The organism is Alcaligenes sp. 1735tsa3, from assembly GCF_024134565.1.
GTDB classification, from domain to species: domain Bacteria; phylum Pseudomonadota; class Gammaproteobacteria; order Burkholderiales; family Burkholderiaceae_B; genus Alcaligenes; species Alcaligenes phenolicus.
Genome location: NZ_CP099862.1, coordinates 3,859,941 through 3,873,700, shown reverse-complemented (window position 1 = coordinate 3,873,700; position 13,760 = coordinate 3,859,941). Strand labels below are relative to the sequence as shown.

Genomic DNA, 13,760 nt, shown 5'->3' with positions numbered 1-13,760 from the left:
TGTCATAAGACAATTCGTATAGAGCCTAGGTGGACCTAGCTATAGATGAGGGATAACCCCCAAAAAAAACGCCCTGATTTGGGCGTTTTTGATGCGGCTAAGGGAAAACACTGCTTTGGTGACACATGGTCAGGCCGTGAGGGAAGGTCGTTGTATACCGGCACCAGTAACGGGTTTGCGCTCGTCGCGCGTATGTCGTGTTTGTATCAAAAATGAGTTTTTCACTACGACTTGATGGTTGTGTCAGGCCTATTGGAACGTCAGCAAGTGTCAGTCATGGCTGCCTTGTAAGCTGCCTGATAGTCCTGAAAAAGCTCGTCTGGCGGCTTTAATACAGCATCGGATTGTTACAGTGCGGCCCTGCTCGATTTCAATTCTTTATAGATTAGAACAACTGCGTAATGGTAACATTCGCAGCTGCTAATCTTTTTGCAGTGCAGCAGGCTACCGCCAAGTAGGCAGGGTTTTTTGGCGAGGAACAGTCTTTGCTTAATGTCGAATTGAAGTTTTTATTTCGCTAAAGGTGGCGACGAAATAAAAAAACCTTTGATATTTTGCCTAGTGTCTTGATTAGACAGCCTTGGTAAATATACCCAGGGCTTTGTTATTTTTCAAACACTCGTTTTTTGTGCTTAACAATAAATAGAATAATATCGTCAGTGGGAATTTGATTTGGGTATTTTATTTTTAGCATTATTGCTTAAATAAAAATTGAAAATAAATATTATCGGATTACATGGAATTTTTATATATTCCATGTAATTAGGGTTTGTAAATCATAGTAACGGGACGTAAGTTTCGCCATTGTTTACTGGTGTGCTGCCTGCGACACGGCTATGTCAGAAGTCGTTGTCCGAAATAGCGTTTTATCAAATATGACTATTCCGTGCTCCGCGATGACAGGGCAAGTCAGTAAAGATCGAAAGGGTAGGGTGCGTGTCTCAAAATACAGGCAAGGGTGCTAAGGAGTTAGAAGCATCCCGTACGGATATTAATAAAAGCAATACTGCGTCTGGAGCAATCGCCATTATTGGTATGGCGTTTCGCTTTCCGGGTGACCTGTCGCAGCCCGACCAGTTCTGGAATGCCTTAATTGAAAAGCGCGACCTGGTTACGGAAATCCCCGCGGATCGCTGGGCGACGGCCGAGTTGCAACACGATAAAAGGTCCGAGCCGGGGCGTAGCATTACTTTTTCGGCTGGTGTCTTGTCGCGCATTGACGAGTTCGATGCGGACTTTTTCGGCATTTCCCCTCGCGAAGCCGCCTGGCTGGACCCCCAACAACGCTTGTTACTGGAGCTGTCCTGGGAAGCCATGGAGAATGCGGGCGTCTTGCCCTCCAGCATGGCCGGTAGTGACTGTGCGGTTTATGTTGGTATTTCCGGCCTGGATTACGGCATGCGCGGTCTGGACGATTTGGCCAGCCTGACAGCCCATATGATGACCGGCAATACCATGAGTATCGCCGCCAACCGTCTGTCCTATATCTACGACCTGCACGGTCCGTCCATGGCGGTGGATACCGCCTGCTCGTCTTCTTTGGTCGCTTTGCATCAAGCCTGCTCAAGTCTGCGCAGTGGCGAGGCTTCGACAGCCTTGGTCGGTGGCGTCAATCTGTTGCTGCACCCTTATCCCTTTGTTGGCTTTACCAAAGCGTCGATGCTGTCGGCAGATGGCCGTTGCAAGGCGTTTGATGAAGCTGGTAATGGTTACGTGCGTTCCGAAGGTGGCGCGGTACTGATGCTCAAGCCCCTGGAGCAGGCGCTGGCCGATGGCGACCAGGTACAGGCCGTCATTTTGGCAACGGGTGTGAATGCCGATGGGGCCCGCAAGACCGGCATTACTATTCCTAGCTGCCAGGGACAAATCGAGTTGATGCGCTCCGTGCTGGAGCGCAGTGGCCTGACAGCGGCTGATGTGGACTTTGTAGAAGCCCACGGTACCGGTACAGCCGTAGGCGATCCTGTTGAAACCACCGCCATCAGCGCGGTGTATGGCAAATCGCGTGAGCAGCGTTTGCCTATTGGTTCAGTCAAAGCGAACTTGGGCCATATGGAATCGGCCTCCGGCATGGCTGGCCTAGTCAAGACAGTGCTGGCATTGCAGCACCAAGCCTTGCCGCCTGCTTTGCACTTGAATACCCCCAATCCCGCCATTGATTTTGATGGTTTGAATCTGGAACTGCTGCCCCAGGGCCGCGAGTTGCAGCGTACCGATGGCAAGCCTTTGGTCGCAGGACTTAACTCGTTTGGCTTTGGTGGTGCCAACGCCCACGTCTTGTTGCAGGCTCCTGTAGCGACAACTGCCCAATCGGCAACGGTGCCGAACTCGGGTTTGCCGCCTTTGGTCTTGTCGGGCAAGACAGAAGCCGCTCTGCGTGAGCAAGCGGGTAATTATGCGGACTTGCTGGACGGCAAGACGGCACAAGATTTTTACGATGTCAGCTACGCGGTCACTCACCGTCGTCAGACTTTGGCTCGTTGTTTGATCATTCAGCCCGAAACGGTTGAAGAAGGCGTGGCGCAATTGCGTGCTTACGCGCAAGGCCAAGCCCCACAAGGTTTGCAAACCGTAGATGCCCCGAGCAAAGAAGGCCAATTGGCTTTTGTCTACGCCGGTAATGGAGCGCAGTGGTTGGGCATGGGCGTGACCTTGTTGCGCGAGTCCCCTCGTTTCGCGGCTTTGCTGTCCGAGCTGGACGCCATGATGAAGCCCTTGGCGGGCTTTTCGCTGCTGGAACAATTGCAAGCCGAGCCTGCCGCTTCTCGCATGGACGACACAACAGTCGCCCAGCCCTTGTTGTTTGCGGTGCAAGTTATTGTGACGCGCATGCTGCGCGAAGATGGCATTGAACCTGATGCCGTGGCTGGCCACAGTGTGGGCGAAATCGCTGCTGCCTGGGCCGCTGGTGCCTTGGATCTGGAACAAGCCATACGCGTTATTTGTGCCCGTAGTCAGGCTCAAGGTCTGACTCGTGGTCAAGGCCGGATGGCCGTTATCGGTCTGTCGCACGAAGCGGTGAACACCTTGCTGGAAGGCTTGGGTGCGGACTTGGGCGTGAATGTGGCGGGGGTAAACAGCCCTTCCAATATCACTCTGTCCGGCAGTCTGGAAGGCTTGCAGCGTATTCAGTCTGCTCTGGAAGGACAAAGCGTTTTCTTCCGCCTGCTGGATTTGGATTACGCCTTTCACAGTCCCTATATGGATGGCTTGCTGCCGCATCTGGAAAAGAGCCTGGGCGATTTGCAGCCCGGTCAGCAGGCTCCACAAGCCCGTTTTGTCTCGACCGTTACGGGTGAAGAACTGTCCCCGCAAGAGCTGGGCGTGGATTACTGGTGGCGCAATATTCGCGAACCCGTGCAGTTCGAGCAGGCTATTGCCTGTCTGGCGAACCAGGGCTGCCGCGTATTTCTGGAAATTGGCCCGCACGCCATTTTGCAGCGCTACATCCGTGAAACCCTGACTCAGTGTGAGATTCAGGGCGTGGTGTTGTCCAGCTTGCGCAAGCATGACGATGGCCCGCAGCGGCTTACTGATACGGCTTTGCATACCCTGGCTTTATTGCCGACCCAATTGAAAGCCCGTTTCCCTGTGGCAGGCAATCCAGTGGAGCTGCCCGTTTACCCATGGCAGCGCGAGCGTCATTGGTACAAGAACAGCACAGAAGGGATGCGCTCCATCGAGCGTCGTCGTGTGCATGATTTGCTGGGTTGGCGTTTGCCGGATAGCGATATCAGCTGGGAAAACGTGCTGGACCCGGTGATTTTGCCTTGGCTGGCGGATCACAAAGTGGGTGGTGCCATGGTGTACCCAGGTGCCGCTTATCTGGAAATGGCTTTGGCTGCAGCTCGTGAGTGGCTGGGCGAAGCACTGATCCTGGTGGACGAGCTGGATATTCTGGCTCCGCTGGTTTTTGATGGTGAACATGCCCGCAGCCTGCGTTTTGTGCTGAGCCCGCGTGATGGCAGCTTCCATATCAAGAGTCGCCAACGCTTGAGCCAGGACGAGTGGGTGGTACACGCCAGCGGTCGTATTCTGGCTTCGGATGAACGCATGCCCGTGGCGGAGCTCTCGCCCCTGGCCTCGGCTGAACTGCAGATTGATCGCGATCGACACTATCGCTTGGCGCATTCCCTGGGGCTGGATTACGGTCCGGCCTTCCAGGGTTTGAAAGCATCGCAGGTGCAAGGTACTTATCTGAGTGCCGAACTGGAGATGCCCGTCAGCCTGGAGCAAGATGGCTATCTGTTGCACCCGGCCTTGATGGACGTGTGCTACCAGTCTCTGGTGGATTTCTTCGCACAAGATATTGAAGCAGGCCAAGGCGTGGCCTTGCTGCCTGTGAAAGTAGGCCGTTTCACCCTGTCTACAGAAAGACAGGTAACGCATTTCCGTGCACACCTGCGTCGTAGCAGTGCCCGTTCGGTACTGGCGGATTTTGAGCTATATGGTGCTGATGGCCGTTTGCTGGCCAGCGCCCAGGCCTGCCGTTTCCGTGCTGCGTATTTCTTGCGCCAGGATCGCCACGCGGTGTCGAGCTGGCAAATTACCCCGTATCTGCGTCCTCATCCTCGTGATGAGCGAGCTACCGTTACGCTCTCGCCTGAGCAACTGGCCCAAAGCGGCTGGGCAGCACTGGCTGACCAGCAGCAAGAGCGAGAAACCTGGTTCCAGCAGACTTTGCCTTTGCTGGATGCCTTGAGCCTGTCCTTTATTTATGAAGCCTTCCAGAACGTAAAGCCTTCCGAACTCAGCACCGAAGTATTGAATAGCCCGTATGGCCGCTGGCTAAGCGAGCTGCTGCGCGCTGAAGAGCTGCTGCAAGATGACGAAGGCTATCGTGTGGTGGAGCAGGCCGATATGCCTGCCGCCCAGGACTTGTGGCGCACAATTTTGCAGGATTCGCCTAGCAGCTTGCCGCAACTGACCCAGATTGGTTCGGTCGGACGCCAATTGCCGGCCTTGTTGCGTGGCGATATTTCAGGCGAAAAACTGCTGGCTTCGTTGCGCCGTTCCCCCGTGGTTGAAGTCCTGTATGACGATGACCCCATGTATCTGGGTGTGCGTCTGGCACTGGAAACCCAGTTGCGAGAACTGGCTGCGAACTTGCCAGCCTCCCAGCGACTGCGCGTGCTGGAAGTCGCCGTCGGCCCAAGCGATTTGCCCAAGACTCTGGCTGCTTGCCTGTCCGAAGACCAGTTTGAATACGTATTGGCTTTGCCAGATGCTGATTTGCAGGCTCGTCAGGCAACGCAGCACCATGCTTTGGCCAACGTGCAGGTGCTCGGTTTTGATCTGCAAGACTGGCAACTGGAGCAGGTCGATAAGCCCCAGTTCGATGTCGTGATTTTGCGCCACAGCCTGCACCGTACCGTGCATGTGCCTCCCGCCCTGATGCGGAGCAAGCAATGGCTGGCTACGGATGGAGTATTGCTGGTGGCCGAGTGTCACCCTGACTGGCATGCAGACTTCTTGTCCGGTCTGGACCAAAGCTGGTGGCACCCCGCCGGCGAGTCGCAATCCTCCTCCTTGTTGTCGCCCGAAGGCTGGCACAAGGCGTTGGAGCAAGCAGGTTTTGAGCAGGTGCAAACTGAGCAAGAGCCTGCCGCACAGGAATTGAGTGAGGGTGCTTATTTGTTGCTGGCCAAGGCCGCGACAACGCAGGCGATTCCAAACCAGGAAGCCGTCGCTGCAGCGAAATGGGTCTTGTTGTTTGATGAGGCTTCTCAAGTTCAAGCCCATTCGTTGCAGGCCCGTTTGGAAGCAGCTGGCCAGACGGTTAACGCTCAAATCTGGCCGCTCAGTGCCGACATTCTGGCTGATGAGAGTCCTCTGAATGTAGTGCAGATGCTGGGTTGGGCCGATACTGCTGCTGCGGTCAGCCAGACCAGCGCCCAGCTGCTGAGCCTGACGCAAGATCTGTCAGCCCGTACCGCTGCAAGTCGCCTGTTCCTGGTGACGCAAGGCGGTGCCTTGCCGGCGATGGCAGAGGAATTGGATTGGGCGGTGAATCCCGCCCAGTCTGCTTTGTGGGGCTTTGGTCGCGTCGTGATGAACGAGCTGCCCGCCTTGTCCTGCACCTTGATTGACCTGGCCGGTGATGTGAATGCCAGCGATATCGCTCAGCGTCTGGAACTGGAGTTGCTGTGGCCGGATGAAGCAACAGAAATTGTCTTGTCTCAAGACGCACGCCATACCTTGGTGCTGGAAGAGGCTACTGCGGCAGCGACTGCCCAGCTAAGCCAGGACGCCCGCTTCAAGCTGGACTTTCAGGTACCCGGACAACTGCGCAATCTGGAATGGCAAGCTGTTCAAGCGCCGAGCCTGGCTGCGGATCAGGTTGAAGTCCGTACCATGGCCGCGGGCCTGAACTTCCGTGACGTGATGTATTTGATGGGTTTGTTGCCGGACGAAGCCGTAGAAAACGGTTTTGCCGGTGCCAGCCTGGGCCTGGAGTTCTCTGGTGTGGTCACACGCGTTGGTGCTGATGTCACCAATTTGACGGTAGGCCAGCCGGTGATGGGCTTTGGTTCCTCCTGCTTTGCCAGCCATGTGGTGACACGTGCGGATGCTATCGCCCCCATGCCTGAAGGCTGGGATTTTGAAGCTGCCGCCACCGTTCCAACGGTGTTCTTCACGGTCTACTACGCCCTGACGCATCTGGCTCATATCCAGCCCGGTGAAAAAGTGTTGATACACGGTGCCGCAGGTGGTGTGGGGATTGCTGCAATCCAGCTGGCCCGTCATTTGGGCGCAGAGATTTATGCCACTGCTGGCACGGACGAGAAACGCGTATTCGCCTCCTTGCTGGGCGCTGACCATGTGTTCGATTCGCGCAGCCTGAGCTTTGCTCAGGACGTTATGGACGCCACTGGCGGCGAAGGCGTGGACGTAGTGTTGAACTCGCTGGCGGGTGAGGCCATGCGCCGCAGTTTGGACGTCCTGAGTCCTTTTGGCCGTTTCCTGGAGCTGGGCAAGCGGGACTTCTTCGAGAACACACCGATTGGTCTACGCCCCTTCAAGAGCAATATCAGCTACTTCGGTATCGATGCCGACCAACTGCTGACGGGACGCCCAGCCTTGGCGGGACGTTTGTTCAAGGAAGTCATGGAGCTTTTCCATGATGGCGCGCTGTTCCCACTGCCTTACCGCAGCTTCGGTGCCGAGCATGTGGTTGATGCATTCCGCGCCATGCAGCAGGCTCGTCATATCGGCAAGCTGGTGGTGTCCCTGAAGGATGCCCAACCCCGTTTGCCTGCAAAACAAATCACTGCCCCTCTCGACTTGTCCGAACAGGGCACGTGGTTGGTTACGGGTGGCTTGTCTGGCTTCGGTTTGGCTTCCGCCCAATGGCTGGTCAAGCGTGGCGTGCGCTCTCTGGTCCTGGCTGGTCGCCGCGGTGCCGATACTCCTGGTGCACAAGAGCTGCTGAAGCAGTTCCAGGCACAAGGCTGTCGCGTGCAAATCGTGGCGTGTGACGTTACGGATTCCGCAGCAGTACAAGCTGTTGTCGCGCAGATTCAGACGGGTGATAGCCCACTGACTGGCGTGCTGCATGCTGCTGCCGTGTTTGATGACCGCCTGATCGCCAATATGGATCAGGACAGCTTGAACAAGGTGCTGCAAACCAAGTTGGTGGGTGCATGGAATCTGCACCTGGCTACTCAGGATTTGAAGCTGTCCCACTTCGTGCTGTATTCGTCTGTGACGACCTCCATCGGTAACCCCGGACAGGCGAACTACGTGGCCGCCAACGCGGGCCTGGAAGGTTTGACGCGCTTGCGCCAGAACCTGGATCTGGCGGCGTCCTGCATTGCCTGGGGACCGATTGGCGACGCAGGTTACCTGACCCGCAATGAAACTGTGAAGGACAGCTTGGGCAAACGTCTGGGCAAGGCGCCGTTGCGGTCGGATCAGGCGCTGGATCAACTGGATCGCGTCCTGGCCGTCAATGGCGAAGTGTCCATTGTGGCCAACTTCGACTGGAATGCCTTGGCCCGCTTGCTGGCTTCGGCTCAGAGCGAACGCTTTGCCATCTTGAACCGTGCCCGCAAGGATCACGACTCAGGCAGTGATGGCCAGGATATTCACACCTTGATCGCGGGTAAAACGCCCGAGCAAATTCACGCTTTGGTGGCCGAGTGGGTGGCGCAGGAAGTTGCCAACATTCTGCGCACCGAAGTAGACCGTATTGAAACCCAGCGCTCCTTGCATGATCTGGGCATGGACTCCTTGATGGCTGTGGAACTGGCCCTGGGGTTGGAGCAACGCTTTGGCGTGCAGTTGCCCGCCATGGTGCTGAACGATTCTCCCACCGTCTGGAACGTCGCGGCCCGCATTGTGGACAAGCTGACGGCCGGTGGCGAGGACTCGGCAGAGCAGGACGCTGGGCACTTGGTGGCCGATGTCGTACGTCAGCACGGGGACGATATGTCCGAGGCTGACTTGCAAGGCTTGGCAAAAGATGTACAGCGATTGGCAGAAACAGGAACATCACTGATCAATGAGTAAGAACGATCTAGCGCCAGGCAGTAAAGCACAGCTGATACAGCGCATTCTGGGACGTAAAACCGGACAAGCGGCCAGCAATGGCCGCATGGCCGAGCAGTCCGCTACCCATCAAGGGGCGGCCAGCCATATTCCGGAGTCCTTCACCCGCTTTGACCGCCATCCCGGTTACGAGAAAATGCTGGTGCCCAAGGCCATGGCAGATCGTATGGGTGTGCGTAACCCCTTTTTCCGCAGCCACGACGGCGTGGCCGCTGCGCACACCCGTATTGACGGGCGCGACTATCTGAACTTTGCCAATTACAACTATCTGGGTCTGTCTGCACACACGGAAGTGAATGCGGCCGCCAAAGCCGCGATGGACCAGTACGGCACATCGGCCTCGGCCAGCCGTTTGGTAGCGGGCGAGCGCCGCGTACAGCGTGAGCTGGAAGAAGAGCTGGCGCAGAACTACGAGGTGGATGATTGCGTGGTTTTTGTCAGTGGACACGCCACCAACGTCAGCACCATTGGTTACTTGTTCGGCCCCAAGGATCTGGTGATTCACGATAGCCTGATCCACAACAGTATTTTGCAAGGCATCCAGTTATCGGGTGCCGCTCGCCGTTCATTCCCTCACAACGACAGCGCCGCTCTGGAGCGCATTCTGGCTGACATTCGTGGCCAGTTTGAACGTGTGCTGATTGTGATCGAAGGCTTGTACAGCATGGACGGCGACATCCCCAACCTGCCTGCATTTATTGACATAAAACGGCGGTATAAAGCGTTTTTGATGGTCGATGAAGCTCACGCCCTGGGCGTGCTGGGTAAGACGGGGCGCGGCTCGCACGAACATTTTGGTGTGGCAGGCCGTGATGTCGATATCTGGATGGGCACCTTGAGCAAGACCCTGGCAAGTTGCGGCGGCTATATCGCTGGCGACCGCGCGCTGGTGGAGCTGCTCAAGTACGCTGCCTCCGGCTTTGTTTACAGCGTGGGGATTTCCCCCGTGCTGGCGGCTGCTTCGCTTAAAGCCTTGCAGATCATGCGCCGGGAACCCGAGCGTGTGCATACCCTGCAAGAACGGGGCAGTCAGTTTCTGAATTCGATGCGCTCGATGGGAATCAATACCGGTTTTGCCGAAGGCTATGCCGTGATTCCCGCGATTACAGGCAGTTCTCTTAAAGCAGTCAAACTGTCCGGCCAGTTGTTTGATGCCGGTCTGAATGTGCAACCCATTATCCATCCTGCGGTGGAAGAAAAAGCAGCGCGTTTGCGCTTTTTCCTGTCCTCCACACATAGCCAGGATGACATAGACCTGGCGTGTGAAACCGTTCACACGCTCATGAAGAAATAAGCATGGCTCAATTACTACACACAGCAGTAAGCAAGATTGCAGCAATGGGACGGCCAGTACTGGCCAGCACCCTGGTCGCCGTACTGGCCGGATGTGCCACGATGCCCGACTGGATGCCTGCAGACGGCCCCAGCCGCCAGCAAGTACAGGAACGACGTGAAGGCCGTATCGAAGGCATCACCCTGGTCAACGTGACAGATGAGTTGACCAAGAAGTTGGCCGCTAAAAAGCGCATGGGTGACTTTGCCGCCCAGTTCCCCAGCACAGGTTCGAACAACTACCTGATTGGCCCTGGCGATGTGCTGGAGGTGTCGGTTTGGGAAGCACCGCCGGCTATGTTGTTTGGCAGCATTTCCCTGGATCCCAAGGCAACGGCAGCAACCACCAATGCCGTCGCTTTCCCCCAGCAAATGGTCACGCCCGACGGCATGATCAGCATGCCTTTCGCTGGCCGTATTGCCGTCAAAGGCCGCAACACCCAACAGATTGAAGAAAGCATTGCCAAGCGTCTGCAAGGCAAGGCCAATAATCCACAGGTTCTGGTGCGTGTCATTCAGAACAACACCTCGAACGTGACGGTCGTGGGTGAGGTCAATCAAAGCGTCTTGATGCCCTTGACGCCTAAAGGTGAGCGTTTGCTGGATGCCCTGGCCGCAGGCGGTGGCGTCAAGCAAGCAGTCAACCGCATTGCCATTCAGCTCTCGCGAGAGCTGAATACATCCACCATGGCGCTGGATACGATCATTCGTAATCCGAACCAGAACATCATGTTGAAACCGGGTGATGTGATCACGGCGCTGTACCAGAACCAGAGCTTCTCCATTTTGGGTGCCACCGGCAAGAACGAAGAAATTCCATTTGAAGCTCAGGGCATTTCCCTGGTACAGGCCCTGGCCCGTTCGGGTGGCCTGGATACGTCACGAGCTGATGCCCGCGGTGTGTTTGTCTTCCGCTTTGAGGATGCTGCGTTGGTGGACGGCGCCTCTGAGTCGACCCTGCTGGATAAGAAGGGTGTCGTACCCGTGGTGTACGAGATCGACCTGCGTGACCCGGCTTCTTTCTTTGTCACACAGAACTTCCCGGTGCAGGACAAGGACGTGATCTACGTTTCGAATTCGCCAGCGGCTGAGTTCCAGAAGTTCCTGCGTCTAGTGGTGTCGGTGGCTGTGCCTAGTACGACCTTGAACAACATGATGAAGTGATCGTGCGCATGTTTAAGAACAACTCCTTCAACAGAGGCCGAGATGAATAAGCAGGTGCGCAGCCCCATGGCCGTCACTTGGGCGGTCTGGCGGGCGTTAGTTTTGCGAGAGTCCCTGGATCGCTTGTTTGATATGCGGGCTGCCTGGTTCTGGTTGCTGATGGAGCCAGTGCTGCATATCAGTTTTATCACGTTCATCTTCACTGTGATTCGTTTGCGTACAGTCGGTGGCATTGATGTCACTGTCTGGATTGTGGTGGGCATGTTGGCGTTTTTTATGTTTCGCCGTACTGCGATGCAGGTGATGTACGCGGTCGATAGCAATAAGCCTTTATTTGCATATAGACAGGTGCAACCTTTTGATACCTCTATAGCTCGTGGAGTCCTGGAAGCATTTCTAATGACCTTAGTGTCCGCAATTATTTTGACGGGCGCGGCGCTGCTTGGGCATGACGTGCGGCCTGACGATCCTTTGCAGGTTGTGGTGACGATGTTCGGGTTATGGCTCTTTGGCGTGGGCTATGGCTTGGTTGCCTCTGTATTGATGGCCTTGGTTCGCGAAACTGAGCACATACTGAAAATCATGATGATGCCTTTGTATTTGATTTCAGGGGTCATCATGCCTATTTCTGCTGTTCCTCAACCTTATCGGGATCTGCTCTTGTTCAATCCTTTAGTGCATGGATTGGAGTTAGTGCGCAAAGGCTTTTCGAATTACTACCACATGGTGCCGGGCATCAGCATGGGATACCTGTATCTGTGGGGGATAGTCAGTCTGTTTTTAGGCCTGATTTTGTATAGACGCTTCACACAGCAGTTGGTGATGAAATGATCGTCGTCAATGATGTTTATAAGCGCTACAAGACCGCCCATGGTGTGGGTCGTTGGGTATTGGAAGGAGTAAATCTGACAATTCCACCCAAGGTGAATGTGGGTTTGATCGGCGCTAACGGTGCCGGTAAATCTACCTTGCTACGCTTGATCGGCGGGGTGGATCATCCCAATAAGGGGACTGTGCAGCGTTTGTGCAGGGTTTCTTGGCCTATGGGGAATGGCGGGCTGGAGGGTACCTTGACGGGCCGTCAAAACGCGAAGTTTGTGTGCCGAGTTCATGGGCATCAAGAAGATTTGGCAGACCGGCTCGTTTTTATTAAAGATTTTTCTGAACTGGGCCGAGCGTTTGAAGAGCCAGTCTATACCTACTCCTCTGGCATGCGCTCCCGCCTCCAGTTTGCCTTGTCGTTTGCTTTTAATTTCGATGTATATATTTCGGACGAGGTGACGGCGGCGGGCGATGCGGCATTCCGTAAGAAAGCAGCTGATGCTTTCAAAACCATGACAAATCGTGCAGGCCTGATTATGGTGGCCCACGACAACAACACCTTAAGACAATTTTGCCAGGCTGGAGTCTGGCTGCATCAAGGGCGAGCGCACTGGTTTGACCAGATTGACGATGCGCTCAATGCCTACAAGGATTCACTTCCAAAATGACAGATACACCTCAAGTCACTACGCAGGCTGCTAGTGCCGCTCCCGATAAGGCTGTTTCAAAGAAACCTTCTTTTGGGGCTCGCCTCCGTTCATGGTTTTCATTGCGTTTATTTGATCATGCCGTACGTGTGATTCTGATCTTGGCTGTTTTGGCTTCGGCGTACTGGTTAGTTTTTGCCTCGAACCGCTATGTATCCGAGGCCAATGTGATTATTCGAAAGACAGACTCGGTAGGGGCGCCATCTTTTGACCTAGGGATGTTGGTATCGGGTGTAGCTACTGTTGATCGCGCGAATCAGCTGTTATTACGCGATTACCTGCTATCCGTGGACATGCTTAAGAAGCTTGATGAGTCTTTGGACTTACGTACACATTACAGCTCCTCTGACCATGATTTGGTGTCTCGAATGTGGTTTCAAGACGCCTCGCTAGAGTGGTTTCACCGTCATTATTTGCGTCGGGTAGAGGTGGAGTTTGATGACTTTTCTGGTGTGTTACGCATCAAGGTCCAAGCTTACAACCCGGAAATGGCACAGGCTATTACTCAACAGCTGGTCCAAGAGGGCGAGCGTTATATGAACGTGCTTGGCCATGAAATGGCTCAGGTACAAGTGAATTTCTTGGTTACCCAGGTTGATCAAGCTCAGGACCGCTTTCAGAAAGCCAGTCAGGACCTGTTGAATTATCAAAATAAGGCAGGCTTGCTGTCGCCCCAAGCTACAGCTGAAAGCATTAATGCCATTGTGGCGGCATTAGAAGGGCAACGAGCTCAATTGCAGACACAACTAGCCTCTTTGCCTAAAACTTTGGATCGGGATCATCCCAATATCTTGATGCTGAAGCAATCTTTGAGAGCTGTGGATGCGCAAATCAAAGAGGAAAAGCTCAAGTTGGCGACGCCATCAGGCGGTACGTTGAATACTTATGTAGAAGAGTTTTATCGCTTGGAGATGAACGTGCAGTTCACGCAAGAGCTTTACAAGTCCTCTTTAAGTGCTCTGGAGAAAGGGCGTATCGATGCAACTCGTATGCTGGAGAAAGTGTCTGTGCTGCAATCAGCGACTTTGCCTGAGTATCCGATGGAGCCACGTCGTCTGTACAACACCTTAGTCACTCTTTTGTTGGGTTTGGTTTTGGCAGGCATATTGAAACTACTTAAGAGTATTGTTTTGGACCATGTGGATTAATTAGTGATGCCCAAAACCTTGTACCGCAAAAGGTAAA

General features: G+C 54.8%; 6 protein-coding genes. All 6 read left to right on the top strand.

All coding sequences use genetic code 11. The annotated features are described in order from the left end of the window. The first annotated feature begins 936 nt into the window (after positions 1-936). The 6 genes from NIZ92_RS17810 to NIZ92_RS17785 are packed head-to-tail and all read left to right on the top strand — an operon-like array spanning position 937 to position 13,723. Positions 937-8,511: a type I polyketide synthase gene (locus NIZ92_RS17810; RefSeq protein WP_254002383.1), complete on the top strand. Its 7,575-nt coding sequence runs from the start codon at positions 937-939 to the stop codon at positions 8,509-8,511. Continuing rightward, positions 8,504-9,844 (top strand): aminotransferase class I/II-fold pyridoxal phosphate-dependent enzyme, encoded by a 1,341-nt coding sequence (locus tag NIZ92_RS17805; RefSeq protein WP_254002382.1) that lies wholly within the window; start codon positions 8,504-8,506, stop codon positions 9,842-9,844. Before NIZ92_RS17810 ends, NIZ92_RS17805 begins: the two co-directional genes overlap by 8 nt. 2 nt (positions 9,845-9,846) lie before the next feature. Then, positions 9,847-11,046: a polysaccharide biosynthesis/export family protein gene (locus NIZ92_RS17800; protein ID WP_254002381.1), complete on the top strand. Its 1,200-nt coding sequence runs from the start codon at positions 9,847-9,849 to the stop codon at positions 11,044-11,046. A 42-nt stretch (positions 11,047-11,088) separates the two neighbouring features. Beyond that, the gene (locus tag NIZ92_RS17795; protein ID WP_125302012.1) at positions 11,089-11,877 is read left to right on the top strand and encodes an ABC transporter permease; all 789 of its coding nucleotides are present in this window, start codon (positions 11,089-11,091) and stop codon (positions 11,875-11,877) included. Continuing rightward, positions 11,874-12,536: an ABC transporter ATP-binding protein gene (locus NIZ92_RS17790; protein ID WP_115634520.1), complete on the top strand. Its 663-nt coding sequence runs from the start codon at positions 11,874-11,876 to the stop codon at positions 12,534-12,536. The genes NIZ92_RS17795 and NIZ92_RS17790 overlap by 4 nt, the downstream gene beginning before the upstream one ends. After that, positions 12,533-13,723: a chain-length determining protein gene (locus NIZ92_RS17785; protein ID WP_254002380.1), complete on the top strand. Its 1,191-nt coding sequence runs from the start codon at positions 12,533-12,535 to the stop codon at positions 13,721-13,723. Before NIZ92_RS17790 ends, NIZ92_RS17785 begins: the two co-directional genes overlap by 4 nt. Positions 13,724-13,760 lie beyond the last annotated feature (37 nt).